At 65.3% G+C, this 26,634-nt stretch carries 23 protein-coding genes; 10 read left to right on the top strand and 13 right to left on the bottom strand.

What is annotated here, in order from left to right; translation table 11 throughout:
• The first annotated feature begins 46 nt into the window (after positions 1–46).
• On the top strand, positions 47–1,291 hold the full coding sequence (locus CSQ92_RS06425; protein ID WP_099393575.1) for a glycosyltransferase: 1,245 nt from the start codon (positions 47–49) through the stop codon (positions 1,289–1,291).
• Positions 1,288–1,977 (top strand): ABC transporter permease, encoded by a 690-nt coding sequence (locus CSQ92_RS06420; RefSeq protein ID WP_180276952.1) that lies wholly within the window; start codon positions 1,288–1,290, stop codon positions 1,975–1,977. The genes CSQ92_RS06425 and CSQ92_RS06420 overlap by 4 nt, the downstream gene beginning before the upstream one ends.
• Here CSQ92_RS06420 and CSQ92_RS06415 read toward each other — a convergent pair.
• The 8 genes from CSQ92_RS06415 to CSQ92_RS06380 form a co-directional block, all read right to left on the bottom strand.
• Positions 1,964–2,701 (bottom strand): hypothetical protein, encoded by a 738-nt coding sequence (locus tag CSQ92_RS06415; protein ID WP_099393574.1) that lies wholly within the window; start codon positions 2,699–2,701, stop codon positions 1,964–1,966. The two genes, CSQ92_RS06420 and CSQ92_RS06415, sit on opposite strands and share 14 nt — an antisense overlap.
• A 16-nt stretch (positions 2,702–2,717) precedes the next feature.
• A complete protein-coding gene (locus tag CSQ92_RS06410) occupies positions 2,718–3,155 on the bottom strand; it encodes a DUF6678 family protein (protein WP_099393573.1) in 438 nt (145 codons plus the stop codon).
• Positions 3,155–4,384 carry a formate-dependent phosphoribosylglycinamide formyltransferase gene (purT, locus tag CSQ92_RS06405; RefSeq protein ID WP_071653317.1) on the bottom strand — a complete coding sequence of 410 codons (1,230 nt, stop codon included), beginning with the start codon at positions 4,382–4,384 and terminating at the stop codon, positions 3,155–3,157. Before purT ends, CSQ92_RS06410 begins: the two co-directional genes overlap by 1 nt.
• A 112-nt stretch (positions 4,385–4,496) precedes the next feature.
• On the bottom strand, positions 4,497–4,994 hold the full coding sequence (locus CSQ92_RS06400) for a VOC family protein (protein WP_099393572.1): 498 nt from the start codon (positions 4,992–4,994) through the stop codon (positions 4,497–4,499).
• A gap of 63 nt (positions 4,995–5,057) precedes the next feature.
• On the bottom strand, positions 5,058–6,485 hold the full coding sequence (locus CSQ92_RS06395) for a TolC family protein (protein ID WP_099393571.1): 1,428 nt from the start codon (positions 6,483–6,485) through the stop codon (positions 5,058–5,060).
• The gene (locus tag CSQ92_RS06390; protein ID WP_099393570.1) at positions 6,475–7,818 is read right to left on the bottom strand and encodes an HlyD family type I secretion periplasmic adaptor subunit; all 1,344 of its coding nucleotides are present in this window, start codon (positions 7,816–7,818) and stop codon (positions 6,475–6,477) included. The genes CSQ92_RS06395 and CSQ92_RS06390 overlap by 11 nt, the downstream gene beginning before the upstream one ends.
• A complete protein-coding gene (locus CSQ92_RS06385; protein WP_099393569.1) occupies positions 7,815–9,986 on the bottom strand; it encodes a type I secretion system permease/ATPase in 2,172 nt (723 codons plus the stop codon). Before CSQ92_RS06385 ends, CSQ92_RS06390 begins: the two co-directional genes overlap by 4 nt.
• A gap of 98 nt (positions 9,987–10,084) precedes the next feature.
• Positions 10,085–13,102 carry a calcium-binding protein gene (locus CSQ92_RS06380; RefSeq protein WP_099393568.1) on the bottom strand — a complete coding sequence of 1,006 codons (3,018 nt, stop codon included), beginning with the start codon at positions 13,100–13,102 and terminating at the stop codon, positions 10,085–10,087.
• A 372-nt stretch (positions 13,103–13,474) separates the two neighbouring features.
• Here CSQ92_RS06380 and CSQ92_RS06375 point away from each other — a divergent pair, with 372 nt between their 5' ends.
• Positions 13,475–14,617 (top strand): serine hydrolase domain-containing protein, encoded by a 1,143-nt coding sequence (locus CSQ92_RS06375; protein ID WP_218964040.1) that lies wholly within the window; start codon positions 13,475–13,477, stop codon positions 14,615–14,617.
• 45 nt (positions 14,618–14,662) lie between these two features.
• On the opposite strand, the gene CSQ92_RS06370 is transcribed toward CSQ92_RS06375, so the two are convergent.
• Complete coding sequence (locus CSQ92_RS06370; RefSeq protein WP_099393566.1) at positions 14,663–15,307, bottom strand: DUF6000 family protein; 645 nt, start codon at positions 15,305–15,307, stop codon at positions 14,663–14,665.
• Positions 15,304–16,197, bottom strand: a complete 894-nt coding sequence (locus tag CSQ92_RS06365; RefSeq protein WP_099393565.1) for a LysR family transcriptional regulator — start codon at positions 16,195–16,197, stop codon at positions 15,304–15,306. Before CSQ92_RS06365 ends, CSQ92_RS06370 begins: the two co-directional genes overlap by 4 nt.
• A gap of 109 nt (positions 16,198–16,306) precedes the next feature.
• On the opposite strand from CSQ92_RS06365, the gene CSQ92_RS06360 reads away from it, so the two are divergent.
• Positions 16,307–17,806 carry an MFS transporter gene (locus CSQ92_RS06360; protein ID WP_099393564.1) on the top strand — a complete coding sequence of 500 codons (1,500 nt, stop codon included), beginning with the start codon at positions 16,307–16,309 and terminating at the stop codon, positions 17,804–17,806.
• A 114-nt stretch (positions 17,807–17,920) separates the two neighbouring features.
• Here the strand turns inward: CSQ92_RS06360 and CSQ92_RS06355 are convergent, their stop codons facing one another.
• The 3 genes from CSQ92_RS06355 to CSQ92_RS06345 all read right to left on the bottom strand — a co-directional run bounded on the left by CSQ92_RS06355 (position 17,921) and on the right by CSQ92_RS06345 (position 20,828).
• Positions 17,921–18,457: a CPBP family intramembrane metalloprotease gene (locus CSQ92_RS06355; protein WP_099393563.1), complete on the bottom strand. Its 537-nt coding sequence runs from the start codon at positions 18,455–18,457 to the stop codon at positions 17,921–17,923.
• 87 nt (positions 18,458–18,544) lie between these two features.
• Entirely contained in the window at positions 18,545–20,125 is a 1,581-nt protein-coding gene (locus CSQ92_RS06350; protein WP_099393562.1) for a methyl-accepting chemotaxis protein, read from the bottom strand.
• A 268-nt stretch (positions 20,126–20,393) separates the two neighbouring features.
• Complete coding sequence (locus tag CSQ92_RS06345) at positions 20,394–20,828, bottom strand: hotdog fold thioesterase (RefSeq protein WP_099393561.1); 435 nt, start codon at positions 20,826–20,828, stop codon at positions 20,394–20,396.
• 143 nt (positions 20,829–20,971) lie between these two features.
• On the opposite strand from CSQ92_RS06345, the gene lpxO reads away from it, so the two are divergent.
• The 6 genes from lpxO (at position 20,972) to fdx (ending at position 26,633) form a co-directional block, all read left to right on the top strand.
• Positions 20,972–21,871, top strand: a complete 900-nt coding sequence (gene lpxO / locus CSQ92_RS06340; RefSeq protein ID WP_099393560.1) for a lipid A hydroxylase LpxO — start codon at positions 20,972–20,974, stop codon at positions 21,869–21,871.
• A gap of 165 nt (positions 21,872–22,036) precedes the next feature.
• A complete protein-coding gene (locus CSQ92_RS06335; protein WP_205412602.1) occupies positions 22,037–22,456 on the top strand; it encodes a MarR family winged helix-turn-helix transcriptional regulator in 420 nt (139 codons plus the stop codon).
• A 186-nt stretch (positions 22,457–22,642) separates the two neighbouring features.
• The gene (locus CSQ92_RS06330) at positions 22,643–24,973 is read left to right on the top strand and encodes a glucose/quinate/shikimate family membrane-bound PQQ-dependent dehydrogenase (protein WP_257219238.1); all 2,331 of its coding nucleotides are present in this window, start codon (positions 22,643–22,645) and stop codon (positions 24,971–24,973) included.
• Between the two features lie 137 nt (positions 24,974–25,110).
• Entirely contained in the window at positions 25,111–25,524 is a 414-nt protein-coding gene (locus CSQ92_RS06325) for a DUF6331 family protein (protein WP_099393559.1), read from the top strand.
• Between the two features lie 43 nt (positions 25,525–25,567).
• On the top strand, positions 25,568–26,200 hold the full coding sequence (locus tag CSQ92_RS06320) for a carbonic anhydrase (protein ID WP_034787358.1): 633 nt from the start codon (positions 25,568–25,570) through the stop codon (positions 26,198–26,200).
• Positions 26,201–26,300: 100 nt separating this feature from the next.
• Positions 26,301–26,633 carry an ISC system 2Fe-2S type ferredoxin gene (gene fdx, locus CSQ92_RS06315; protein WP_034787357.1) on the top strand — a complete coding sequence of 111 codons (333 nt, stop codon included), beginning with the start codon at positions 26,301–26,303 and terminating at the stop codon, positions 26,631–26,633.
• The last annotated feature ends 1 nt before the right edge of the window (position 26,634 follow it).

The following is a 26,634-nucleotide window of genomic DNA, read 5'->3' as shown; positions in this document are numbered from 1 at the left end:
GCCGAACGCGGCCCGACCGAACGCGGGCCGACCAAAACGGGTGCTGATGGTCGCCTACCATTTTCCGCCGCTGGCCGGCGGCAGCGGCATCCTGCGCACCCTGGGCTTTGCCCGACATTTGCCCGACTGCGGCTGGCAGCCGCTCGTGCTCAGTCCCGCGCCGTTCGCATATGCGCAGCGGGGCGATACGCAGCTGGCGCAGATCGGCGCGCAAGCCACCGTGCGGCGCACCCTGGCGCTGGACGCGGCGCGCCACCTGGCCATCGCCGGGCGCTACCCGCGCTGCCTGGCGCTGCCCGACCGCTGGAGTTCCTGGTGGCTGAGCGCCGTGCCGGCCGGCCTGCGCATGATCCGGCAATACCGCCCCGACGCCATCTGGTCGACGTATCCGATCGCCACGGCGCACCTGATCGCGCTGACCCTGCAAAAACTCAGCGGCCTGCCATGGGTCGCCGACCAGCGCGACCCCATGCTCGATGACAGCGACCCGCTGGCGCCGTATCCGCCCGAGCCGCGCCTGCACCGCATGCATGCGTGGATCGAACAGCGCATCGCGGCGCGCAGCGCGGCCATCGTCTGCACCACGCCGGGCGCCATCGCGGCGCACCAGCGGCGCCTGGCGCAGGTGGGGCGCGAACGCTTCCGCCTGATCGAAAATGGCCACGACGATGACGAGGGCGCCGCGCCGCAGGACGGGCCGCGCGGCCAGCGCAGCCGCTTCCTGCTGCTGCACAGCGGCGTGATCTACCCGTCCGAGCGCGATCCGCAAGCGCTGTTCGAAGCCCTGGCGCGGCTGCGGCGCGACGGCGTGCTGCATGCCCGCAATTTCCAGCTGGTGCTGCGCGCCACGGGCCACGATGCGTGGCTGGCGCGATTGCTGGTGAAATACGGCATCCTCGACCTGGTGCGCCTGGAACCCTTGCAGCCGCACGGCGCGGCGCTGCAGGAAATGCAGGCCGCGGACGGCTTGCTGCTGCTGCAGGCGGCCAACTGCAACGGACAGATTCCCGCCAAGCTGTACGAATACCTGCGCTGCCGCCGGCCCATCCTCGCGCTGACCGACCTGGCGGGCGACAGCGCGGCCAAGCTGCGCCACTGCGGCATCGACACCATCGGCCAGCTGGCGTCGAGCAGCGACTGCGCGCGCGCCCTGCTGCGCTTCCTGGAACTGGCGCGCCAGGGGCGCGCACCGCTGGCCAGCCCCGCCGCCATCGCCCTGCAATCGCGGCAAGCCCGCAGCAACGCCCTGGCCGATTTGCTGGACCAGGTCAGTCACAGGAGCCCGACATGAAGCATCCCTTGTTAGCCTGCGCCCTCGCCGCCTGCTGCGCCGGCGCCAGCGCCGCCGATTGCCCGCCCTACGTCAAGCATACGCCGGGCGGCGACTATACGAGCGCGCAAGACCGCGAGGGCCTGTCCGTGGTCGAAAAGTTCCATTTTTCGCGGGCAGTGGAAACGCTCGCGCAGGGCCTGACGGGCAGCCTGGGCGCCGACATCAGCTACACATTGGAGCACTTCCCGAATCACCACCGGGCGCTGGCCTCGATGGCCAAGCTGGGCTTGCGCCTGAAAAGCGCGCAGCCGCCCGGCGCCCGCTACACGGTCAGCTGCTATTTTGAGCGGGCGATCGCCTTCGCGCCGCACGACGTGACGGCGCGCATGGTGTATGGCAGCTATTTGCTCTCCACGGGCCAGGACGCGACGGCGCTGGAACAGCTGGACGCGGCCAGCCGCCTGGCGCCCGAGCAGGCCACCATCCAGTACAACCTGGGCCTGATGTATGTGAAGAAGAAGGAATACGAGAAGGCCAGCGTGCACGCGCAAAAAGCCTATGCGCTGGGGTTTCCCCTGCCGGGGCTGAAGAACAAGCTGAAGGCGGCGGGCAAGTGGCGTGAGCCGCCGCCGGCCGTCATGGAAGCGAAGGAAACACCGCAAGAACCGGCCGTGCCGCCCGTCGAACAGCCTAGCGGGGAATGACGGCCGGCCGCCTGGCCACGCTCAGATGTCCCGTCGGCGACACGGCCAGCGCGGCGGCCAGGTCGCGCCGCGATCGGGCCTTGTCTTCGGCCTCGCTGATGTACGCCAGTTCGGCCGGCTGCAGCACGGTGACGGTGAGCAGCATCACGTCGCCATATGGCGTGGCGAAGGATGGGGGAATGGTGGCCACGCCCTGGGCCAGCAGCACAGCCACCTGTTCGTTTTCGTCTTCCAGTCCCTCCGGTGCCTGCTGCAAGTCCAGCGCCATCGACACGCTGCCATGGCGCTGCACCAGCAAATCGATGGAGCCATGGTCGGCCACGTTCTGGCTGACCTGGTAAATGACGTCGAAGAGCCAGGAATGCGCCACTTCCTTGCCGTCGAAGGCGGACAGCGGCGCCTCGATGCACACTTCCAGCAGATGGCCGCGCGGGACGAACACGTCGTCGTCATCCTCGAACGGATCGCTCAAGCCATCGCTGGCGATGAGGATGGAATCACTCCGTCGGATCACCCTCCAGGCCTGGCGCAACGATGGCCAGCGCGGGCCGCCCATGAAGGCCGGGTTGACCAGCGGCGCCAGCACGTCGGCGTCCATGGCGCCCAGGGTGGCATAAAAGGCGTCGCGCGCGGCGCAGGCCGTGGCCAGCATCTGCGCGCCCGCCTCCTTGCCGACGACGGCGTCGTCAGGTTGCGGTACTTGGGGGATAGCGTTTTCAGGCATGAGAATACTCTTTGAATTAGTCGGCGGGAGGAAAGTCGTCGTAGGAACGGGGCAAATAGCCCCAGATGCGCGCCACCCGGTCGCGCACTTCGAAATCGAAGCCGATGCGTTCCAGTTCCGGCACGATCCACACGCCGTGGTCGATGATCTTCTTGGGCAGCAGCATGGCCACGTGTTCTTCCGAATACAGGCTGATGTCCAGCCACTCCACGCCCATGAACGGGAACGGCGGGTGGTAATCCCATTCAGTATCCCAGCGCGACACATAGCCGGTGACGGAGCCGTAACGGTACGACGGCGCCCAATCGGGCTGCCCGCGCATGAAGGCCAGCAGTTCGTTCCACTTGCAGTCGTTGGCGGCGCCGGCCAGGTTGCGCCGCGCGATGTGGCCGCGCAGCTTGCGCTTGACGTCGTCGCCGCCGGCGTCGGCCTGCGGCAGGCTGGCCTCTGCCATCAGCGGGCGACCGGTTTCACTTTGGAAGCGGCCAGCACGGCGCGCGCGCGGGCCGTATCGATATCGTCGGCCGTGGCCAGCGCCACGCCCATGCGGCGGCGGGCGAACGATTCCGGCTTGCCGAACAGGCGCAAGTCCGCGCCCGGCACGCTCAAGGCATCGGCCACGCCTTCGAAGGCGATGCCTTTCGCTTCCAGCTGGCCATAGATGACGGCCGAGGCGCCAGGCGAGCGCAGCGCCACATTGACGGGCAAGCCGAGGATGGCTTTCGCGTGCAGCTCGAATTCGCTCTGCACCTGGCTGGCCATGGTAACCATGCCCGTGTCGTGCGGACGGGGGCTCACTTCCGAGAACCACACCATGTCGTCCTTGACGAACAGCTCCACGCCGAACAGGCCCAGGCCGCCCAGGTTGTCCGTCACCTTGCGGGCGATGTCGCGCGAACGCTCGAGGGCCAGCGGCGCCATGCGCGCCGGCTGCCACGATTCCACGTAGTCGCCATGCACCTGCAAATGGCCGATCGGCTCGCAGAACTGCGTCTCGACCTGTCCCGAAGCGCCGACGGCGCGCACCGTCAGCAGGGTGATCTCGTAATCGAAGTCGATGAAACCCTCGACGATGACACGGCCCGTATCGACACGGCTGCCGCTGGCCGCATACGCCCATGCCGTTTCCACGTCTTGCGCGCTATCGAGCTTGGACTGGCCCTTGCCCGACGAGGACATCACGGGTTTCACGACGCATGGGAAGCCGATTTCCTGGCAAGCGGCCTGCAACTCCTGCAGGCTGCTGGCGAAGCGGTACGGCGACGTCGCCACGCCCAGGGTTTCCGCCGCCAGGGTGCGGATGCCTTCGCGGTTCATCGTCAGCACTGCCGCCCGGGCATTCGGGATGCACGTGATTTGCCCCGCTGCTTCCAGCGCCGCCAGGGTGTCGGTGGCGATGGCTTCGATTTCCGGCACGATCAAGTCCGGCTTTTCCAGGGCTATCAGGGCTGCCAGCGCCACGCCGTCGCTCATGTCGATCACGTGCGAGCGGTGCGCCACCGGATGGCCCGGCGCGTTCGGATAGCGGTCGACGGCGATCACTTCCACGCCCAGTCGCTGCAGTGAAATGATCACTTCCTTGCCCAGTTCGCCGGAACCCAGCAGCATGACCTTGATGGCGGTGGAAGACAGGGGCGTGCCGAAGGTGCGGGGCGCGATGGTGCTGCTGGTGCTTGTGGTCATGGCAGGGTCTGTAAGCGGATGGAAAGATGGCTGGGACTATAGCAAATGCCGGCCATCTTGGACAGGGCGCGCCGCTGGCGTGCGCCCCGCTCCACCCGCCCGATCGGCCAGACTAGCCCGCGTAGGCCCGCTTGATCTCGTCAATGTTGATCTTTTTCATGCCCATCATGGCTTTCATCACGCGCTGGGCCTTGACGGGATCGGGGTCCGTCAACAGCTTGATCATGATGGTGGGCACGATTTGCCAGGACACGCCGAACTGGTCCTTGAGCCAGCTGCACTGCTGGGCTTCCGGCGGCCCGCCTTCGGACAGCTGGTTCCAGTAGTGGTCGACCTCGTCCTGGGTCTCGCAATTGACCTGGAACGAGATCGCTTCGGAAAACTGGAACAGGGGGCCGCCGTTCAGGCCCGTGAACGTCTGGCCGTCGAGTTCGAACGCCACCGTCAGCACGCTGCCAGGCTCCTGGCCGTGGACTTCCCTGCCCTCCTCGCCATAGCGCAGGATCTGGCCGATCTTCGAATTGGGGAAAATCCCCGTATAAAACAGGGCCGCCGCCTCGGCGTGGCCGTTGAACCATAAACACGGGGTAATCTTTTGTATGCTGTGCATGATGTCTCCCTTGGTCGATCGCAACACCTCCCCGCGCGGGAAGGCCAGCCTCCAATATAGTCATTATTGCGCCGTCGAGGCGCGCTGTTTGCCGCCGCTTTTAACGCCACCGTCCGGGATATCGTCCCGCCCCAGCACGCCGGCGCTGGCCAGAAGGCGCAGCCGGGCCGAACGCCATTCCGCCTGGCAACGGATGCGCTCCTGCTGCGCCTCGAGCAGCGCCGACTGGGTATTCAGCATTTCCAGGATATCCGCCGCGCCCAGGCCGAACTTGCGCTGCACGCTGGCCAGGGCATCGCGCGCCGCGTCCAGCCACGCCTGCGAGGCGGCCAGGTTGGACAGCGCCGTGCTGGCCTCCGCATGCGTTTTCACGAGTGCCATCAGGGTCTGCTGCCGCACTTCCTCGGCCTCGGCTTCCCTTTGTCCGGCCTGCGCCAATGCGCCGCGCACCTTGTATTGGCGCGCAAAACCGTCGAACAGGGGGATGTTCAATGAGATGCCCACCAGGGTTTCGCGCGTGGAAGCGGCGGACAAGCCCTGGTTGGGCCGGCCGTTCTGGTAGAGATTGGCCGTCAGGTCGATGCTGGGACGGCCCTCCGACCGGGTCACGTCCACCCTTTCGCGCGCCGCCGCCAGCTGCGCCTGCGCGGCCAGGATGGCCGGATGTTGCGCCTGGGCCAGCGCCAGCCAGGCTTGCAACTCATCTTGCATACCCTCGCGCAAGCCCGCCGCCGCGCCATCCGCATCGTCGTCCAGGATCACGCCAGCATCGGCCGGCAAGCCCAGGGTATATACCAGCACGGCGCGGGCCTTCTGGAACTCGCCGTCGGCGCGGCTGGCGCCCAGGGACGCCTTGGCCAGGGCGCTCGTCGCCTGCAGTGTGTCGCTGTGAGAGCCGAGTCCCCGCTGCGCGCGGCGCTGCGTGGCCAGCACCGTTTCATTGGCCAGCGCCTGGTATTCCTGCCGCATCCGCACGCTGGCACGCGCCGTCTGCGCCTCGAAATACGCGCTGACGGTGGCCGCCAGGGTCTTTTGCAGCACGGCGTCGCGGTTCGCCAGGGCCGCGTCAAGCAAGGCCTGTGCCGAACGCTGGCCCGCCGCGCGCCCGCCAAAGTCGAACAGGCGCCAGGACAGATTCAGCGAGGCCGTATTGCTGTTCAAGCTGCCGGAAGCAGTGCTGGAGCCCGGATAGGCCGTGCGGTCGTGCACCCGGCTCGCGCCCGCATTCAGGGTCGGCAGATAGGCGGCTTTGGCCTCGCCCAGCCCGGCCGCCTGCAGCCGGATGCCGGCCCAGGCGCCGTGCACTTGCGCGTTATGGCACAGGGCCAGGTCGACGGCCGCCGGCAGGGTCAAAGGCACGGTCAGCAGCACACCAGCATCATGCGTGGATGGGCATGGCGCGGCGTCCAGGGGCTGGGCCCCGACTGGCGCGGCGGCCACGCACAGGCACAGGCCAGCGGCGAGCCAGGCGGCGCGGCATCTAGCGTTCATGCAGCGCCTCCTTCTGGTGCTGCACCAGCGGCGAGAGCACGTATTCGATCACCCTTCTCGTCCCCGTGCGGATTTCCGCTCGCACCGCCATGCCGGCCGACAGCGGCACCAATCTGCCGTCGATGACCATGGCCGGCTGCTGCAGCGTGATTTTCACGGCATACACTAGACCCTTTTTCTCGTCTTCGATGGCGTCGCGCGAGACGCTGCGGACGACGGCGGGCACGGTGCCGTACTTTGTGTAGTCGAAGGCGTCGACCTTGACGGCCACCACCTGCCCTTCCTGGACGAAGCCGACGTCGCGGTTTTCCAGCACGGCGTCGATTTCCAGCCTGCCCTGGCGTGGCACGATCTGCATCAGCGCCTGCGCGGCCGGCACCACGCCGCCCACCGTATGCAGCTTCAGCTGCTGCACCGTGCCGTCGACGGGCGCCGTCAGGCGCAGCAGGCTGCCGCGGGCGCCGGCGCGGCGCGCATCCTGGCCGCTGGCCGCCGCCACTCTGGCCCCTTCCGTCAGCGCGTCGTAGGCGTCCTTGCGCGTCTGCGCCACCAGGGCCGCGCGCTCGCTGCGGGCCGACGCCAGCTGGCCAGCCAGGTCGATGCGCGCCTGCTCCTTTTCCAGCCACGCGTGTTCGGCCACGTCGCGCGTGGCCAGCAGGGCCCGGTAATCGCCGGCGCGCCGCGCCGCCAGCGGCAGCGCCTGGGCATAGCGGGCGATTTCCCCGTCGAGATGCGCCAGCCTGGCGCGGAAACTCGCGTACTGGCCATCGAGGTGGCCCTGCGCTTCCTCGCGCTGGGCGGCGGAAACGCCATCGGGCGCCGCCAGCTTTGGCGTATTCAAGGTGTCGATGGCGGCGATCAGCGCGCGCGAACGGGCCATCTGCAGCGCGGCCGCCACCGCGTCGCCGGCGGCCTTGTCGCGCTCGGCGTCCGGACCGCGGCTGTCGAGCTCCACCAGCAGCTGGCCCGCCTGCACGGCCTGCCCCTCGCGCACATGCAGGGCGCGCACGGCCGCCACGTCGACCGAGGCGATGGTCTTGGTGTTGCCTGACGGAATGATCTTGCCGGCCGCATTGACGATGATGTCGACCTGGCCAAAGACAGCCCACAGCACCACGCAGCCGACCAGCAGCATCAGCACCCTGGCCGTCAGGCGCAACGATGGCGACACGGGCCGCTCCTGCAGCGCCAGCGCGGCCGGCAGGAAGGCCGCCTCGTCTTCGCTGAGCACGGGACCGCGCAGTGCGGCGCGGTCGCGCCAGCTATGCCGCAGCACCTGGCCGTAGCGTTTGAACAGCTCGCCATACGCGGCCAGACGGTGGCCGGCGCTCATGCAGCGCTCCCGCTCGTGCCCTGCTGCAGACTGTACAGATGGGCGTAGATGCCGCCCGGGTTCGCCAGCAGCGCCGCATGCGTGCCCAGTTCGGCCACTTGCCCCCGCTCCATGACCACGATGCGGTTCGCTTCGCGCACGGCCGACAGGCGGTGGGCGATGATCAGCACGGTGCGACCCGCGCAAATGCCGCGCATATTGTCCTGGATGATTTTTTCCGATTCATAGTCGAGCGCGCTTGTCGCTTCATCGAAAATCAGGATGCGCGGATTGCCGATCAGGGCGCGGGCGATGGCGATGCGCTGGCGCTGGCCGCCCGACAAGCCCGTGCCATGCTCGCCCACCATGGTGTCGTAGCCTTCTGGCAACTCGCAAATGAAATCGTGGGCACCGGCCAGTTTCGCCACGGCGATAACGGCATCGATGGGCAGCGCCGGGTCGCTCAGGGCGATGTTGTCGCGCACGGAGCGGTTAAAGAGGATGTTTTCCTGCAGCACCACGCCGATCTGGCGCCGCAGCGAGGCCGTGTCGATGACGGCGATATCCTGCCCGTCGATCAGTACCTTGCCCCGCTCGGGAATATACAGGCGCTGCGCCAGCCGCGTCAGGGTGCTCTTGCCGGAACCGGAACGCCCGACGATGCCGATCACTTCGCCAGGTGCAATGGCAATCGACACATTGCGCAGCACCTCGGCCGCATCGGGCCGGTAGCGGAAGCCCACTTGCTGGAAATCGATGGCGCCGGCGATGCGCGGCAGGCGCGCCTTCTGGCTGCCTGCTTCCGTGCGGGCGTTGAGGATATCGCCCAGCCGGCTCATGGAAATGCCCACTTGCTGGAAATCGTTCCACAGCTGCGCCAGGCGCAGGATGGGCGAGGCCACCTGCCCTGCCAGCATGTTGAAGGCGACCAGTTCGCCCACCGTCATCTTGCCGTCGATGACGAGCGTGGCGCCCCACCACATGATGGCCGCCGTCACCAGCTTGCTGACCAGGGTGACGCCGCCGCTGGCCAGCATGCCGATGTTATTCGCCGACAAGCCCGCCGAGACATAGCCGGCCAGCTGCTTTTCCCATTGCTGCTGCCAGCGCGGTTCCACGGCCATGGCCTTGAGCGTATCGACGCCGCTGATGGTTTCAACCAGGAAGGACTGGTTTTCCGCACTGCGGTTGAATTTCTCGTTCAGGCGGCCCCGCAGCACGGACGTGAGCAGCATCGACAGGGCCGCGTAGACGGGAATGGAAACGAGCACGACCACGCTCAGCGCGACGCTGTACCACAGCATGGCGGTGATGAAGATGAAGGAAAACAGCAAGTCCAGCACCAGGGTCATCGCGTTGCCGGTAAGAAAAGAACGGATGTTTTCCAGTTCATGGATGCGCGCCACGGAATCGCCCACGCGGCGCGCCTGGAAGTAGGCGATCGGCAAGGCCAGCAAGTGGCGGAACAGGCGCGCGCCCAGTTCCACGTCGATCTTGCTGCTGGTGCGCGCGAAGACATAGGTACGGATGAGACTGAGCACGGCCTCGAAGACGATGGCGCAGACCAGGCCGATGGCCACCACGTTCAAGGTCTGCATGGCGTGGTTGACCAGCACCTTGTCCATCACCACCTGGAAAAACAGGGGCGTGGCCAGGCCGATCAGTTGCAGCACGAAGGAAATCAGCAGCACTTCGCCCAGCAACCTGCGGTATTTGACGATGGCGGGGATGAACCAGCTGAAGTCGAAGCGGGCCGTTTCGCCCGCAAAGCTGGCCTTGCTGGTGAAAAAGATCAGTTCCCCCGTCCAGGCGGCAAGGAACGCTTCGCGGCCAAGGATTTGCGGCGGCTGGCCCGGATGCTGGATCAGCACCTTGCTCACGCCGTCATCGCCCGTGTCGACCTTGCCAAGGATAAAAAAACGGCCATCGGTATCGATGGCGATGGCCGGCAGCGGCGATTGCGCCAGCCGTGTCGGCGCCTGGCGCACCAGCTTGGCCGTCAAGCCCAGCTGTTTCGCGGCCAGCAGGACGGTTTGCCGCGTGAACACGGCCTGGCCGAAGGCATGCTTGAGCTGGGCGCCGTCGGCGGCGATGCCGTGCAGGCTGGCCATCAGCAGCAGCGACAGCAAGCCCGTGTCGGGCGCAGGTTGTATGGGAGGCGGATCGTTGCGGTAGGAGAGGACTGTCATCGGGCAATATCGGAGATTCAATGGCGCAGCCAGGCCGTGGCGGGTCACCCCGGTCCGGCTGCGTGATGGTGAAGCTAACTAGCTAGCAACGCGGGCGATCAATGCGCTGCCGCCAGCTGGATCTGCGCCGACCCAGCGCCTGGCGCCGACCAGGGCGCCGATGCGGCCGCCGGCACGGCAAAGCCGGCCATGGCTTGCACCAGCTGCGCCGGATCCGCTGGCCAACCGCCGAAGCCGCCCTGGCTGGCGCCAGCCGCTGGTGGCGCTGCGCGCCAGTTCTGCGCCAGCACCGGCGCCAGGATGGCGGCCGTACCGGCCGGCAAGGTCAGCTGGCCCGCTGGCGGCGGCGTCAAGCCCGCCATCGCCTGCACGAGGTTTTGCACATCGCTGCCCAGCAAGACTTTGCCATCGGCCATGCGGAATTCCTCGATGCGCACGGGCGTGTCCGCGTACCAGTTATTGACGGTAATCTTGTCCGTGGTACCGATGGTGCTCACTTCCAGGTTTGCACCCGCCTGGCGGAACCACAGCTGCTCGGCGCTGACGCCGGCCAGGAAGGAAACGACATCGTGGCTGTCCGCCTCCACGCCCTCGGCGATGATGTCGGCGCCGTCGCCGCGGGCGAAGAGATAGGTATCGTTGCCCTGCGCGCCAGCCAGGGTATCGTCGCCCTTGCCGCCATGGAACGTGTCGTTGCCGAGGCCACCGAAGAGAATATTCTTGACCTCATTGCCGGTCAGCACGTCATCGAACTTGCTGCCGATGACAATGTTGAAATTGGCCAGCACGTCGGCGCCCGGACGCCCAATCATGGGGCCGCCGACCGGTGCGAAGGTGGCCGTCACGCCTGCCGTGGCGCTGGCGTAGTTGAGCGTGTTGCCGGTCCCGCCGCCGTCGAGCACGTTGCCGCCAGGCGTATCGACATAAAAGACATTGTTGTTGTAGGCGCTGCCCGTTACCGTCAGGCCCGAGCCGATGAGGCGCACATTCTCGACGTTGTCGGCCACCTTGTAGTCAACGCTGGTGTACACCGTATCGCTGCCGCCGTTGCCCCGTTCGACGATGAAATCGCCCCCGTGGTTGACGTAATAGGTGTCGTCGCCGCCCAGGCCTTCCAGCAGGTCGGCGCCGGCGCTGCCGTTGATGACATCGGCGCCCGCCGTGCCGACAAAGTGCTGCCCCGTGGGCTGCGTGGGACCGTTGAAATGCCAGGCCTGGGCCAGCACGGGCGCCAGGGCGGCGGCCGTGCCGGCCGGCAGGGTCAGCTGGCCCAGCGGCGGCGGCGTCAATCCCGCCATTGCCTGCACCAGCAGCTGCACGTCGGCACCGCGCATGACGTGGCCGGCGGCCGTGCGGAATTCCTCGATGTTCGGCTTGGCAATGCTCCAGCCGCGGATGGTGATCTTGTCCGTGGTGCCGATGGTGCTCACTTCCAGGTCCGCGCCCACCTGGCGGAACCACAGCTGGTCGATATTGACGCCAGCCAGGAAGGCGATGCTGTCGTATTTCGCATCGGCGGAAGGCTCGCCGATGATGTCGGCGCCGTCGCCACGCGCAAAGACATAGGTATCGTCACCCAGCCCGCCGACGAGGAAGTCGTCGCCCTTGCCGCCTTGCAAGGTATCGTTGCCGAGGCCGCCGGACAGGGTGTTGGCCAGTTCGTTGCCTGTCAACACGTCGTCATAAGCGCTGCCAGTCACGCTGGAAATATTGACCAGCACATCGCTGCCCGGGCGCGTCACGGGGGTGCCGCTGATGGAGGCGATGGCCGCCGTGGCGCCCGCCCTGGAACCCGCATAGGTGGCTGAATTGTTGCTGCCGATGCCTTGCACCAGGTGGCCGCCGGCTACATCGATGTGGAAGACGTTGCCGCTGCCATTGCCCCTTACGACCAGGCCGGCCGCGCTCAGATGCAGCTCTTCGACGTTGGCGCCCATGGTGTAGCTGACCGTCGTGTAGACGGTGTCGCGGCCGCCGCCAGGCTGTTCAATCACCACGTCGCTGCCATGGTTGACGTAATAAATGTCGTCGCCGGCCCCGCCGACCATCACGTCGGCACCCGCCGTGCCCTTGATGATGTCAGGGTTCACCGTGCCTGCTCCCTCGGTGCGCCAGTTCTGCGCCAGTGCCGGGGCCAGGATGCCGGCGATGTTCGGTGGCAGGGTCAGCTGGCCGGCCGGCGGCGGCGCCAGGCCCGCCATCGCCTGCACCAGGTTTTGCACGTCGCTGCCCAGCAGCACGCGGCCGTCGGCCGTGCGGAATTCCTGGATGCGGGGAACGATGCCCGCGCTGAACCAGCCATTGATGGTGATCTTGTCGGTCGTGCCGATGGTGCTCACTTCCAGGTTCACGCCCACCTGGCGGAACCACAGCTGGTCGGCGCTGACGCCGGCCAGGAAGGAAACGACATTGTGGCCGCCGCCCTCGACCACCTCGGCGATGATATCGGCGCCGTCACCGCGGGCAAAAATATAGGTGTCGTCGCCCACCGCGCCGAGCAGCGTATCGTCGCCCTTGCCACCCCGCAAGGTGTCGTTGCCGATGCCGCCAACCAGGAGGTTCTTGAGTTCATTGCCGGTCAGGACGTCGTCGAACTTGCTGCCCACGATGCTGGCGAAATTGACCAGCACATCGCTGCCCGGCGCTGCCGCCACCGGACCACTCGCCCCTGACAGGGTGGCCGTCACGCCCGCGCTGGAGCCAAGGTAATTGACCGAGTTGCCCGTGCCGCCACCGTCGAGCACATTCCCGCCGGCCACGCTGACATGAAAGATATTGTTGGTGTTGGCGCTCCCCGTCACCGTCAGGCCGCTGGCGGCGAGGCGCACGTTCTCGACGTTGTCGGCCACCGTGTAGTTGACGCTGGTATACACGGTATCGGTGCCGCCATTGGCCAGCTCGACGATCACGTCGCCGCTGTCGTTGACATAATACGTATCGTCGCCGGCCAGGCCTTCGAGCACGTCGGCGCCCGTGGTGCCGTTGAGCACATCGGCATCCGGCGTGCCGGTGAAGCGCTGCAGCGCCACGGCGGCGGCACTGTTCAGATATGCCTCGATGGCGGAAATGCCATCGTCAGCGGAGGTGGAAGTTTGCGATGCAAATTTTTCAGTCATGTTGCAGTTTCCTGTCGTTAAACGTCAAAACCAAGATTGAATATGTCGGCGCAAGCTGACATGCAAGGCAAAAGTCCCGGCCGCATCCACTTGCAGTTCAGCATGCACCTTCAACGGTCCGGCACTTTCGGTGCATGGACGGCGCGCGGTTGGTGGTCGCCACGCATGCACCCCCTACTGACGTTCAAGGGGGCGGAGCACTGTTGTTTGTCATGCAAATGTCACACTGCATGGAGGAGAGAAAAGGAAAAGCGGAATGGCGGAGTGGCGGAAAGGAGGAAAAAGCGCGCGGCTGGCGCAGGGCAGCACAATTTCTTTCACTGCTGCAGCCATTGTGCGAGAATGCCCCTCCCCCTTGGATGGATGGTGCGCATGATAAGCAAACTCGCCGCAAGCATCACTGTAATGACACTCGTGCTGGCAGCTTGCAAGCCTGCGGCCACGGCACCCGCGCATGACATTCCTGCGGCCATGCGCCAGACCGCGACCACCCTGCTGCAGTCAAAATTCCTGCACGCGACCTCGATTGCCGTCGTTTATCGGGGCAAGGAATTCATTCTGCATCAAGGCGAGCTGGAGACCGGCAAAGGCAATCCGCCGAACGATGCTACGCTGTATGAAATCGGCTCAATCAGCAAGACTTTTGCTGGCCTGCTGCTGGCAAACGCCGTGCTGGATGGGAAGGCGGCGCTCGACGATCCCATACAAAAGTACCTGCCGGCTGCCTACCCGAACTTGCAGTCGTACGGACAGCCAGTTCGCTTGCGCCATTTGATCACGCACACCAGCACCATGCCGGGCATGCTGCCATTGCAGGTGAACACCATATTGAAGGATTTCACCGCACACGCCACGCCGGCAAGGCTCAATGCAGCCTACGCCAGCTACGGCCAGCAGCAATTCTGGCAGGACTTGCACACGGTCAGCATCCAGGGTCCGCTTGGCAAGGACTACGCCTATTCAAGCGCCGGTACCGAACTCATTGCGCACACGCTTGAAACAATCTACGGACTGCCCTACGAAGTCCTGCTCACGCAATTCGTCGCGCGCGCAGCCGGCATGCACGATACCAGGCTGAGACTCACAGCCACGGATGCCGGCCGGCTGGCGCCCGGCTACCACAGCGACAATCCCGTCATGACGACACCGATGCCGCAACTGCCTTGGGGCGCAGCCGGCAACCTGAAGTCGAGCATGCCGGATATGACGAAATACCTGCGCCTGCAATTGGGTGCCGATCCCGCGGTCGTCGAATCGCACAAGCCGCTGGTACGCTTTCAGGACGACTTCAGCATTGGCTATTTCTGGAATATCGGCAGCAATCGCCAGTTGGGCACGCATTATGTACACCATGGCGGCGTGCCGCGTGCGCAAAGCTACGCCTACGTCATTCCAAAATACCAGCTCGGGGTCTTCATCATCACCAACCAGAGCGGCGACGCGACTGCCGGCGCCATGGAAGGTGCGCTGGCGCATCTTTTCGACACCGTCGAATCCATGGAAAGCGCGCGGTAGGCCGCCAACAATACCAACGGCGCCGAAGTTTGAGGGGGATCGCGCTTATTTGCCTGGCGCCGCGGCCTGCAAGGCGCGCAAGGTGGCCATGCGGCCAGTCCATGCTGCGAGCGCTTCATCCAGCGCCAGGCCCGGCCGGCTGGCGGTAAAATCGGCCCAGGCTGGCGCATGGCGCGCCGCCTCATCCCGGCCCTGCTGGCCATCCAGGTAGGCAATGGCCGCCATGGCTTGCTCCTGATCAAAGTGCAGCTGCGGCTGGCGCAAATAATGTTCAAGATAGCGGTGCAGATAGTCGCGGCTGCCGGGCGTGTCGAAGGCGGCCAGCGCCAGACAATATGCGCTGCCCGCGTAGCAGACTTCACTGGCCAGCAGCAGGCCGCCCAGCTGGTCCGTGAAGCCGGGACGATGCATCAATGCGGCCAGATAGGCGCCCGCCGTGCGGCTGCGCCAGTCGAATTGCCCCAGCAGGCGGGCGATGACGGTATCGTCGGCCTGCGCCAGCCGGGCCAGGCACGCCTGCGCCTGGGGCTGGTGCAAGCCCATATACAATGGCCGTACCCAGCCGTCGCGCAGGGCCGCCGTCAGCGGTTCCTGCGGGGTCAGCTGCGGCATGGGAAACGGATGCGCGTGGCGCACGGTGGCGCCAGCCACATGCAACTGCAAGGGCGTCAGGGAAACATCCTGCGTCATGGCAAAGCTCCAAAAGTTTGATCCTGTAACTGCTCCACCAGGAAATCGATGAAGACGCGCAAGCGCGGCGGCAGGTGGCGGCTGGCCGGCCACAGCAGCCAGAATGCCGTGCGCGCCTGCGTATGCTCGTCCAGCAGCGAGACCAGTTGCCCCGCCGCCAGTTCGCGCTGCACGGCAAATGCGGGCAGGTAGGCGATGCCCTGCCCCTGCACGGCCAGGAAGACGCGCATTTCCAGGCTGTTGCAGACCATGCCGGGCACCGGCTGGCTTGCCTCGTCCATCAGCGGCCACTGTTCCAGGCGGCCCGTGGCGGGAAAGCGGTAGTCCAGGCGCGCGTGCCGCAGCAGCCCGGCGCCATCGGCGGGCCGGCCATGGCGCGCCAGGTAGGCGGGCGACGCCACCAGCAGGCGGCGGAATGTACATAGTTTGCGCCGCATCAAGCCCGAATCGGCCAGCTCGCCCGTGCGCACGGCCGCGTCAAAACCATCGCTGACGATATTGACCATGGCGTCGGAAAAATCGAGGTCGAGGTCGATGGCCGGGTAGGCTTGCATGAAGGCGCCGATGGCCGGCTCGAACAGGCCGCTGTAGCGTGGCAGGCTGATGCGAAGGCGACCGCTCGGCGCGCCGCCCGATTCGCCCAGCTCACGCTCGGCCGCTTCCACCTCGGCCAGGATGCGCTTGCAGCGCTGCAGGAATTTCTCCCCTTCCGCCGTCAGCGCCAGATGCCGCGTGCTGCGCTGGAACAGGCGCGCGCCCAGCCGCGCCTCCATGCGCGCCACGCTCTTGCCCACGGCCGACGAAGATAGCCCCAGCAGCCGACCCGTGGCTGAAAAACTGCCGCTGTCGGCTACCTGCACGAACATGGCGATGCCGCCCAAGCCATCCATTCATCCCCCATTCAAGACATTTGTGTCCGCTATGTTGATCAGTTTAGCCCATTTTTCTTTAATGATGGGCGCGCCATACTCGCCCCTCTTTCTTTCCTATCCGACGTCCATGCCCCATTCCTCACGTCTTTCACTCCCGCTGCAAGTGCTGGCCGCTTGCCTGACGGGCTTGCTGATTCCCCTGTGTTTCACGGGTCCGGCAGTGGCCCTGCCCGCCCTCGGCGCCGAATTGCACGGCAGCGCCGCCGCCCTGAACTGGGTCATCAATGCATATATCCTCAGCTATGGCAGCGCCATGATGGTGGCCGGCAGCCTGACGGACGTGCTGGGACGGCGCCGCGTCTGGCTGGCGGGGCTGGCGCTGTTTTGCGTGGCGACCCTGGCCATTGCCCACGCGCCATCGGTGGCATGGATCGCCGCGCTGCGCTTCGTGCAAGGCCTCGGCGGCGCGGCCGCATTCGCCGCCGCCATGTCTTCGCTGGCGCCCCTGTTCCACGGCGCGGCGCGCAGCCGCGTGATGAGCGTGCTGGGCACGACATTCGGCCTGGGCCTGGCCTTCGGTCCGCTGGCGGCCGGCGCCATGCTGGCACTGGCCCGCTGGCCCGCCATCTTTTACGCCACGGCCGCGCTGGGTGCCATCGGCATGCTGCTGGTATGGAGCAGCGTGCCGGCCGATCCGGCGCGCGGCAAGGGCCGGCTGGACTGGCCCGGCGCCCTCAGCTTCACCGCCGCGCTGGGCCTGTTGACCCTGGGCATGCTGCTGGCGCCCGAACACGGCTGGCGCAACGGCGCCGTGCTGCTGTCCGTCGCCTCGTCCATGCTGTTGTTTCTCGCCTTTGGCGCGATCGAGCGCAGGACGGCGCGGCCCATGCTGGATTTGTCGCTGTTCCGCCAGCGCCGCTTTGTCGCCGTGCAAGTACTGGCCGCTTCGCCCGCCTTCCTGTTCATCGTGCTGATCGTCATGCTGCCGGGGCGCTTCATCGGCATCGACAACATGTCCGCGCTGGCCGCAGGCCGTTTGATGATCGCCCTGGCCGCGCCATTGCTGCTCGTGCCCATGCTGGCGGCGCTGCTGTCGCGCTGGGTGGGGACCGGCGCCCTGTGCGCGGCGGGATTGCTGCTGGCCGCGGCGGGCCTGGCCTGGCTGGCGCAGGTGCTGGGCGGCGGTGACGCTGGCACCTTGGCCGGCCCCCTGCTGCTGATCGGCGTGGGCATCGGCTTGCCGTGGGGCTTGATGGATGGCATGGCCCTGAGCGTGGTGGAAACGGAGCGGGCCGGCATGGCGACGGGGATCTTCAATACCGTGCGCATCAGCGCCGATGGCGTGGCGCTGGCCCTGGCGGGCGCCGTGCTGGCCGGCCTGATCGGTGCTGCGCTGGCGCGGCAACTGCCGGCAGGCCTGCCCGTGCTGGCCGCCGCCAGCCGCGCCGCGCTCGGCGATCTCCAACAGGCGACACAGCTGCTGGGCGGCCAGGAAACGCTGCTGCGCGCCAGCTATGACGCCGCCTTCCGTCAGCTGCTGAACGGCCTGGCGGTACTGGCAGTGGCGCTGGCGGCGCTGGTGCCGTATTTGCTCAGGAAGGAAGAAAAGCGCCTAACAAAACCGTAGCGAGCGGAAGGTAGAGGTGGTCGAGAAGCGTAACCGTACTTGAGTACGGGGGCGCCGAGCCGGTGAGCATCGCAGGCCGCCTATACCGACGCGCAGTAGGTTTTGGAAGGTGCTTTAGGCGTCGAGGCCGTAAAACACGGCCACCAGGATGGCGATATTGTTGCAGGCGCGCGCAAACGTCGTTGTCGCGTAGGCAACGGCGACACTGGGGCCGCGGTAGCGCAGGTAGACAAAGCTGAACATGGCGCCCGACCCCAGCGCGACGATGGCATGCAGCAAGCCGCCGCTGATGAAATGCACAATGGCCCACAGGATGGTGCCGATAAAAATACTCAGCTGGCGGCTGGCGCCCAGGCGCCGGAGGATTTCCAGCGGCAGCAGCTGGCCAAGGAAGGTTTCCAGGATGGGTGAATAGATGACGACCCAGAACACCAGCAGGGGCAGCGACATTTCGCGCTTGAACTTGGACAGCCCCGTGTGTGCGCCCCAGTATTCGGGCGGCAACAGCCATTTGGTCACAAACAGGATGGTAAAACACAGCATGCAGGTGAGCAAACCCCAGCCGAGGCCGGCAAGGGCCAGCTGCAGCACGGGCGGCGCCGGTTTGTCGTCGTCCGGGCTGGATAGATCATGGCTGCGGCGCACTTGCATGAGAAGTCCTGGCGTTGATCCAGCTCTCATTGTAGCGCGGAATACGACTATTGGCGCATGGCGCGCCGTGCTGCCGCGCTCTCGGCATCAAGCCGCCAGGCGCAGCGGTCCGTTGGCCGGCTTGGCCAGTTTGAAGATGCCCACTTCCTGTTCCAGCTGCGCCGCCTGCTGCTGCAATTCCTGTGCGGCGGCCGCCGCCTGCTCGACCAGGGCCGCGTTTTGCTGGGTCACGCGGTCCATGTCGACGATGGCGCGGTTGACTTGCTCGATGCCGGCGCCCTGCTCCTGCGTGGCGTGGCTGATCTCGGCCATGATGCCCGTCACCCTGCCGATGCCGGCCACCACGTCGTGCATGGTGACGCCGGCCTGCTCGACGAGCAACGTTCCGGTACCCACCTTGCTGACGGAATCGTCGATCAGGGCCTTAATTTCGCGCGCGGCGGCGCTAGAGCGTTGCGCCAGGCTGCGCACTTCCGTGGCGACGACGGCAAAACCGCGTCCCTGCTCGCCGGCGCGCGCCGCTTCCACTGCCGCGTTCAAGGCCAGGATATTCGTCTGGAAGGCGATGCCGTCGATCACGCCGATGATGTCGACGATCTTGTTCGACGAGGCATTGATCAGGCCCATCGTATGCACCACTTCGGCCACCGCCTTGCCGCCCTGCTCCGACACCTTCGACGCTTCGCGCGCCAGGCGGTTCGCCTGCTGGGCGTTGTCCGCATTCTGGCGCACGGTGGAAATCAGTTCCTCCATCGATGACGCCACTTCTTCCAGCGAGCCGGCCTGCTGCTCCGTGCGCTGCGACAGGTCGCGGTTGCCCGTAGCGATCTCGGTCGAGGCCATGGCGATGCTTTCCGTGCCGTGGCGCACCTTGCCGACGATGGCGGCCAGGTTGTCGCGCATGGTCTTGATGGCAAACAGCAGGCTGCTGTCGTCGCCGTGGCGCGTGTGCACGTCGATGGCCAGTTCACCGAGCGCGATGCGCCCGGCAATCGAGGCCGCATACGCCGGTTCGCCGCCCAGCTGGCGCAGCAGGCCGCGCGTGATGACGGTGGCCACGGCAATGCAAATGAGCACGCTGAGCGCGGCCAGCACGCCGATCCAGCGCAGCGACTGGCCGTAGATGGCGCGCGCGGCCACGCTGGCCTGCTCCGATTCGCGCTGCACGTTTTTCAGCACCGTATCGATATCGGCGACGATCTGGCGCCGCAAAGGGCTGCACTCCTCGACGAGGAAGGTGCCATACTGCTCCATCTGTCCCGTGGCGCGGAACTGGCGCGGACGCTGCAATTCCCGCGCCATGGTTTTGAGGCCCGTGCTGACCTTCTCGAATTGCGCATCGCCAGCGAACTGCGGCGCGAGGCGGGCCAGCGCTTCCAGGTACAGCGCCTTCTGGCTGTCGAGGATGGCCAGCTCTTTTTCGGCGGCCGCCTGGTCATGGAAGATATACGCATTGCGGGCAGCCAGGCCCGTCTGGTCGAGCGCTTCGCGCGCCACGTACAGGGGTTCGAGTTTTTCCAGTTGTACTTTTTCTTGCGCGTCCATGGCGCCGGAGATGGCGGCTATGCGCAGCAGTGCGAAGGCAGCCAGCACCAGCATGAGTAGCACCAGCAGCCCGAAGCCTGCGCTCAGGCGCGCGCCTATCGTCAAACGATTGAATGACATCATTGTTGTTATTGCCCTGTAATAAAGTTGATTGTTGCTGGTTATCTAAAAACCAGCGATCTGCTCGCCGTCGTGTTGCCGTTCCTGCATGGCGCAGGATGGGTCTCTAACTGGCGTTTTTTGGGCAGTCAGCTTCTAATTTCGGGCAATGCAGGCGCGCGGGACATACCCTCACGCCCTACAACAGCACACTGAATTATAAGCGAACAGCGTTATTTATGATTCCACGCGCTCGCTTTTAATGCCTTGACGCAAGTCAAGATGGGACGTATCAGCCCGCGCCCGGGGCGTCGATGACGGCCATGGTGATGCGCGAAATGCAGCACAGTTTGCCGTCATCATCGGTGATGCGGATTTCCCAGACCTGGCTGGTGCGGCCCCGGTGGATGGGCGTGGCGCGGCCCGTCACATGGCCGCCGCGCACGCCGCGCACGTGGTTGGCATTGATTTCCTGGCCCACGCTCACCTGCCGGCTGGAATCGAGGCAGGCATTCGCGGCCATGCTGCCCAGGGTTTCGGCCAGCAGCACGGAAGCGCCGCCATGCAGCAGCTTGAATGGCTGCATGGTGCGGTGGTCGACGGGCATGGTCGCTTCGATCCAGTCGGGGCCGAAGGCCGTGAATGCGATGCCCAGGTGGCGCATGGCCGTGCCCTCGCTGGCGGCGTTGAGGGCGGCCAGGTCGAGCGGTGCGTGCCAGATTTCCATTGTTACCTCGTGTCAGTGTGGAGAACAGCCATTGTAGGACAGAGCTCTCCCATGCGCCGCTTCATCTTTCCTTCACCGTGGCCCGGGGTGGCGATGGCATTAACTGGTTATAATTGCCCCATTCTTAAAAAACGAGGTTGTGTATGAAGTGGGCCTTGCTGGGCATTTTTGTGTTTTCCGTTTTACATATTCATTTTCGTGGCAAGGTGCGCCTGCCGTTTCGCCGCCAGATCTTCGATCATTCCTCGTTCATGGCGCCGCTGAACCTGTTCATGCACACCTTTTCCAAGGTGCCGGCCACGCCATACCTTTCCGTCGATCAATTCCCGGAACTGGCGCCGCTGCAGCAGAACTGGCAAGTCATCCGCGATGAAGCGCTGCGCATGCAGGAAATGAAAAAGATCAAGGCCGCGGAAAAGAACAATGACGTGGGTTTCAATTCCTTCTTCAAGTATGGCTGGAAGCGTTTCTACCTGAAATGGTATGACGCGAACCACCCGTCGGCGCAACAGATGTGCCCGCAAACCTATGCGCTGCTGCAATCGATTCCCTCGATCAAGGCGGCCATGTTCGCGGAACTGCCGCAAGGCGGCAAGCTCAACCCGCACCGCGACCCGTTCGCCGGCTCCCTGCGCTACCACCTGGGCTTGCAGACGCCGAACGACGACCGCTGCTTCATCGACGTCGATGGCGAACGCCACAGCTGGCGAGACGGCCAGGCCGTGATGTTCGATGAAACGTATATCCACTGGGCCCGCAACGACGCCGACAGCGACCGCATCATCCTGTTCTGCGACATCGAGCGCCCGATGCGCTACCGCTGGGCGCAAGGCTTGAACCGCTGGCTGGGCCGCACCCTGATGACGGCCGCCGCCTCGCCGAACGAACTGGGCGACCAGGTAGGCGGCGTGAGCAAGCTGTTCCAGATTTCCTGGACCATGGGCCAGTACCGCCGCCGCTTCAAGGCGTGGAACAAGACGGCCTACCAGGTCACCCGCGTGGCGCTGGTGGTCGGCATCATCGCGCTGATCTATTTCATTTAAGCACTGGCTTCACCAAAAAAAACCGCCTTCGGGCGGTTTTTGCATTTCCGGCCGCCTGGAAAAATGCATAGCCTGCTATGTTCATCAAAATTATGATAGCATGCTATATTCTTTTCACCGGGGATGTTCGTGATCGACTTCCAGAAAGAGCAGTCCGCAGGCCACATGACCAGCCGGGCTGCACGCCTGTTTGCCAGGGTCATCGAGCGCAAGCTCAAGCTGATCGGCATGGCGCCGGGCCAGTTGCCCGTGTTTTACGAACTGGCAAATGGCGCGCAGCTGACGCAGAAAGCACTGACCGTCGCTGCTGCCGTCGAGCAGCCGACCATGGCGGCCACGCTGGCGCGCATGGAACGGGACGGCCTGGTCAGCCGCCAACCCGATCCCAGCGATGGACGCAGCAGCCTATTCGGCCTTACCCCGGCCGCATTACAGCAGTCGCCCCTGATCAAGGAAGCGATTCATGCCAGCAACCGCGAAGCCCTCGCCGGTTTCAGCGCCGAGGAAGAACACGCCTTGCTGGACATGCTCAGCCGCATCATCGCCAATCTCGACAGCAAATCCACCACGCCAAACCCGGGCTGAGCATCCCGCCAGCGGGCGGACGCCCACCCCTCGTCCAACGGGGGAACCGAGTCTTGGTTATTCAGCATCACCTGGCGGCGCCTGGCCGCCCGGTCAACAATAAAAGGAATCATCGTGAACCCTTCCAGTTCATCCACACCCGCAACGCGGGGTCAAGCAGCGTCGCCGCTGCGCTACCTGCCAGCCGTGCTGCTCATCTTGTCCGGCCTCTTCCTCGCCATCGGCGGAGCCTACCTCGCGTACCTGGGCGGCAGCTGGTTTTACCTGCCGATGGGCATTGCCACGTTCGCCTCTGGCATACTCGTCTGGCGGAGCAAGCCGGCCGGCGCCCTGCTGTTCGGTGCCGCCTTTATCGTTGCCCTGATCTGGGCCCCCATCGACGCGGGCTGGAACTTCTGGCCCCTGGTGTCGCGCCTGTTCGTCTTCGGCGTGCTGGCATGCCTGGTAGCCCTCGCCTATCCCGGCTTGCGCCGCGCCACCGGCGTGCCGGCTGGCAAAGGCGCCTTCGCGCTGGCCGGCCTGATCGCCGTCTGCCTGGCCGTCACGGGCGTCAATTTCTTCTTGCCCAAGTCCGTCATCGAAGCCGATGTCGTGGCGGGCGTGACGCCGGTCGCTCCCGGCGCGCAGCAGAAAAACTGGCTGCACTGGGGTAACACCACGGCCGGCAACCGCTTCGCCGCGCTGGACCAGATCAACAAGGGCAACGTCGGCCAGCTGAAACTGGCCTGGACGGCGCACACGGGCGACATCCCGCAAAGCAATGGTTCTGGCGCGGAAGACCAGAACACGCCGCTGCAAGTGGGCGATACCCTGTACGTCTGCACGGCCTACGGCAAGGTCGTGGCGCTGGACGCCGATACAGGCGCCGAGCGCTGGAAATACGACCCGCAAGGTTCCGCGCCAAACTGGCAGCGCTGCCGCGGCCTGGGCTACCATGAAGCGCCCGCCGCGCAGCCGCTGCCGGCCAGCGCTTCCAGCGACGCCGCCCCGGCCGCCTGCCGCAAGCGCATCTTGCTGCCGACCATCGATGCGCGCCTGATCGCGCTCGACGCGGCTACCGGTGAGCCTTGCGCCGATTTTGGCGAACACGGCATCGTCGACTTGAAGGTGGGCATGGGTGAAGTCAAGCCCGGCTACTACCAGCAAACATCGACGCCGCTGATCGCGGGCGACCTGGTCGTCGTCGGCGGCCGCGTGGCCGACAATTTCTCCACCGGCGAGCCGCCCGGCGTGGTACGCGCGTTTGACGTGCGCAGCGGCGAACTGGCGTGGGCCTGGGACCCGGGCAACCCTGCCATCACGAAACTGCCGCCGCAAGGCCAGACCTACACGCGCGGCACGCCGAACGTCTGGTCGGCCATGTCGTATGACGCCCAGCTGGACACCATCTACCTGCCGACCGGCAATGCCACCCCCGACTTCTTCGGCGGTACGCGCACGGCGCTGGACGACAAGTACAGCTCGTCCATCGTTGCCGTCAACGCGAAAACGGGCAAGGTGCGCTGGACCTTCCAGACCACCCACCACGACCTGTGGGACTTCGACTTGCCGGCCCAGCCGCTGCTGTACGATATTCCCGACGGCAAAGGCGGCACCCTGCCCGCGCTGGCGCAAGTGACGAAACAAGGCGAAATCTTCCTCCTCAACCGCGTGACGGGCGAGCCCATCGCGGCCGTGGAAGAGCGTCCTGTACCGCAAGGCAAGGTGCCTGGCGAGCGCTATTCGCCCACGCAGCCGTTTTCCGTCGGCATGCCGTCGATCGGCAACGCCACCTTGCACGAGTCCGACATGTGGGGCGGCACCGTGTTTGACCAGTTGCTGTGCCGCATCGAATTCAAGGGCATGCGCCACGAAGGCGTCTACACGCCGCCAGGCCTCGACCGTTCGCTGCAGTTCCCAGGCTCGCTGGGCGGCATGAACTGGGGCAGCGTCTCCGTCGACCCTACCACCAACTACATGTTTGTCAACGACATGCGTTTGGGCCTGGCCAACTACATGATCCCGCGCGCCGCCATTCCGAAGGGTGCCAGCGGCATCGAGATGGGCGTCGTGCCGCAGGAAGGCACGCCGTTCGGCGCCATGCGCGAACGTTTCCTGTCGAAAGCGGGCATTCCCTGCCAGAAGCCGCCGTTCGGCACCATGTCGGCCATCGACCTGAAAACCCGCAAGCTCGTGTGGCAGGTACCGGTCGGCACGGTGCAGGATACGGGTCCGATGGGCATCCGCATGAAAATGCCGATTCCCATCGGCATGCCGACCCTGGGCGCGTCGATGTCGACGCAATCCGGCTTGCTGTTCTTTGCCGGCACGCAGGATTTCTACCTGCGCGCCTTTGACAGCGCCACCGGCAAGGAAATCTGGAAACAGCGCCTGCCCGTGGGCAGCCAGTCCGGCCCGATGACGTATGTCTCGCCGAAAACGGGCAAGCAATACATCGTCGTCAGCGCCGGCGGCGCGCGCCAGTCGCCGGACCGTGGCGACTACGTGCTGGCATACGCCTTGCCTGACAAGAAGTAAGCGGCAATACAGTGCACACACAAAACCGCCTTCGGGCGGTTTTTTCATGCCTTGCTGCATGGTGTGCCAACTGCCGCCGCGCTTGCGGTACGATGGCGCCTCTATCAGACAGTCACCGCGCATGCGGGAAAGCAAACATGAAGGAACGCGACCATCAATACGATATCCAGATTGCCGAAGACGCATGGATCGAGCACATCGACCTCGGGGAGCGCTATGCGCAAGCCGTCGGCATCGACGAGCACCTGGAGGGGCTTTGGCCGCTGATCTGCCGCCTGGAAACCTATTGCGCCGCCGGCTGTTGCGGCATCGATGCCTTCGATTTCACGCGTGCAGGCATCGCCGCGGCGCTGCTTGAGCTTGACCGCGCGCAACTGCATGCCGCCTGCGCACAAGCCCGCGGTGCCGTGGCAGCGGCCGCCAGCGACGTCTTCATGAGCAACACGATGAATCACATTGCCGATAAACGCGTGTTCCTGCAATTGATCGAGCATCTCGCTCGCTGCATTACGGGGCCTCAAACCGGCCAGCCGGCAAGCCAGCCGCGCTGACATCGGCGATAATACGGGCTCACACCACTCTCTTCTTTTATTTATGCGCGACATCATTGCCGGATTTCTACGTTTCCAGAAGGAAGTCTTTCCTGAACGCCGAGAGTTGTTCAAGACACTGGCCACGGGACAGACGCCCAAGGCCCTGTTCATTTCCTGTTCCGACAGCCGCATGGTGCCGGAACTGGTGACGCAGCGCGAACCTGGCGAACTGTTCGTGATTCGCAACGCGGGCAACATCGTGCCCTCGTTTGGCCCGGAACCGGGCGGCGTGAGCGCGTCCGTCGAATTTGCCGTTGCGGCCCTGAATGTGACGGACATCGTCATTTGCGGCCATTCCGATTGCGGCGCGATGAAGGCCATCGCCACCTGCACCTGTCTCGATCACATGCCGGCGGTCAAGAACTGGCTGCGGCACGCGGATGCGGCACGCATGATCAATGAATCGATCGAGCATGCCACGGAACAGGACCGCATCGACGGCATGGTACGGGCCAATGTCGTGGCGCAACTCAACAACATTCGCACGCACCCCTCGGTAGCGCTGGGCATCACGCAAAAGCGCCTGACCCTGCATGGCTGGGTGTATGACATCGAAAATGGCTCACTGGACGCGCTCGACGAGGCTACCGGCCAGTTTGTCCCGCTGGCGGAACATCCGGCATCGAAGATGTAAGCGCAGAAAGCCCCCGTTCAGGCGCAACATTGCGCTTGACCTTATCAAGGCGGGAAGGTTCAAGGTAGCGGTATTCAAGCGACATCAAGGAGAATCCCGCATGCCAAAAATTACCGTCCTGCCCCATCCCGAGCTGGCCCCCGACGGCGCCGTGTTTGACGCGCCGCAGAACATGAGCATTTGCGACGCATTGCTGCTCAACAAGATCGACATGGAACACGCGTGCGGCCAGGTCGGCGCCTGTTCCACCTGCCACGTGGTCGTGGTGCAGGGTTTCGATACGCTCAACGAACTGGGCGACAATGAGGAAGACATGCTCGACCAGGCCTGGGGTTTGCAGCCCCATTCGCGCCTGTCCTGCCAGGCCCGCCTCGCCCAGGAAGACCTGACGGTGGAGCTGCCCAGGTACACGCTCAACCACGCCAAGGAATAGT

Source organism: Janthinobacterium sp. BJB446, from assembly GCF_002735655.1.
Taxonomy (GTDB): domain Bacteria; phylum Pseudomonadota; class Gammaproteobacteria; order Burkholderiales; family Burkholderiaceae_D; genus Janthinobacterium; species Janthinobacterium lividum.
The sequence above is the reverse complement of the archived record's forward strand: the minus strand, read 5'-3'. Positions and strand labels throughout refer to the sequence as shown.

What these genes read in the sequence shown, in the direction of transcription:
- CSQ92_RS06385 (WP_099393569.1), bottom strand. Translation starts at nt 9,986, where the DNA reads ATGACAGTCCTCTCCTACCGCAACGATCCGCCTCCCATACAACCTGCG.
- CSQ92_RS06420 (WP_180276952.1), top strand. Translation starts at nt 1,288, where the DNA reads ATGAAGCATCCCTTGTTAGCCTGCGCCCTCGCCGCCTGCTGCGCCGGC.
- CSQ92_RS06415 (WP_099393574.1), bottom strand. Translation starts at nt 2,701, where the DNA reads ATGCCTGAAAACGCTATCCCCCAAGTACCGCAACCTGACGACGCCGTC.
- CSQ92_RS06355 (WP_099393563.1), bottom strand. Translation starts at nt 18,457, where the DNA reads ATGCAAGTGCGCCGCAGCCATGATCTATCCAGCCCGGACGACGACAAA.
- CSQ92_RS06320 (WP_034787358.1), top strand. Translation starts at nt 25,568, where the DNA reads ATGCGCGACATCATTGCCGGATTTCTACGTTTCCAGAAGGAAGTCTTT.
- CSQ92_RS06425 (WP_099393575.1), top strand. Translation starts at nt 47, where the DNA reads ATGGTCGCCTACCATTTTCCGCCGCTGGCCGGCGGCAGCGGCATCCTG.
- CSQ92_RS06360 (WP_099393564.1), top strand. Translation starts at nt 16,307, where the DNA reads ATGCCCCATTCCTCACGTCTTTCACTCCCGCTGCAAGTGCTGGCCGCT.
- CSQ92_RS06395 (WP_099393571.1), bottom strand. Translation starts at nt 6,485, where the DNA reads ATGAACGCTAGATGCCGCGCCGCCTGGCTCGCCGCTGGCCTGTGCCTG.
- CSQ92_RS06365 (WP_099393565.1), bottom strand. Translation starts at nt 16,197, where the DNA reads ATGGATGGCTTGGGCGGCATCGCCATGTTCGTGCAGGTAGCCGACAGC.
- CSQ92_RS06400 (WP_099393572.1), bottom strand. Translation starts at nt 4,994, where the DNA reads ATGCACAGCATACAAAAGATTACCCCGTGTTTATGGTTCAACGGCCAC.
- CSQ92_RS06375 (WP_218964040.1), top strand. Translation starts at nt 13,475, where the DNA reads ATGATAAGCAAACTCGCCGCAAGCATCACTGTAATGACACTCGTGCTG.
- CSQ92_RS06370 (WP_099393566.1), bottom strand. Translation starts at nt 15,307, where the DNA reads ATGACGCAGGATGTTTCCCTGACGCCCTTGCAGTTGCATGTGGCTGGC.
- fdx (WP_034787357.1), top strand. Translation starts at nt 26,301, where the DNA reads ATGCCAAAAATTACCGTCCTGCCCCATCCCGAGCTGGCCCCCGACGGC.
- CSQ92_RS06350 (WP_099393562.1), bottom strand. Translation starts at nt 20,125, where the DNA reads ATGATGTCATTCAATCGTTTGACGATAGGCGCGCGCCTGAGCGCAGGC.
- purT (WP_071653317.1), bottom strand. Translation starts at nt 4,384, where the DNA reads ATGACCACAAGCACCAGCAGCACCATCGCGCCCCGCACCTTCGGCACG.
- CSQ92_RS06335 (WP_205412602.1), top strand. Translation starts at nt 22,037, where the DNA reads ATGACCAGCCGGGCTGCACGCCTGTTTGCCAGGGTCATCGAGCGCAAG.
- CSQ92_RS06410 (WP_099393573.1), bottom strand. Translation starts at nt 3,155, where the DNA reads ATGGCAGAGGCCAGCCTGCCGCAGGCCGACGCCGGCGGCGACGACGTC.
- lpxO (WP_099393560.1), top strand. Translation starts at nt 20,972, where the DNA reads ATGAAGTGGGCCTTGCTGGGCATTTTTGTGTTTTCCGTTTTACATATT.
- CSQ92_RS06325 (WP_099393559.1), top strand. Translation starts at nt 25,111, where the DNA reads ATGAAGGAACGCGACCATCAATACGATATCCAGATTGCCGAAGACGCA.
- CSQ92_RS06345 (WP_099393561.1), bottom strand. Translation starts at nt 20,828, where the DNA reads ATGGAAATCTGGCACGCACCGCTCGACCTGGCCGCCCTCAACGCCGCC.
- CSQ92_RS06380 (WP_099393568.1), bottom strand. Translation starts at nt 13,102, where the DNA reads ATGACTGAAAAATTTGCATCGCAAACTTCCACCTCCGCTGACGATGGC.
- CSQ92_RS06390 (WP_099393570.1), bottom strand. Translation starts at nt 7,818, where the DNA reads ATGAGCGCCGGCCACCGTCTGGCCGCGTATGGCGAGCTGTTCAAACGC.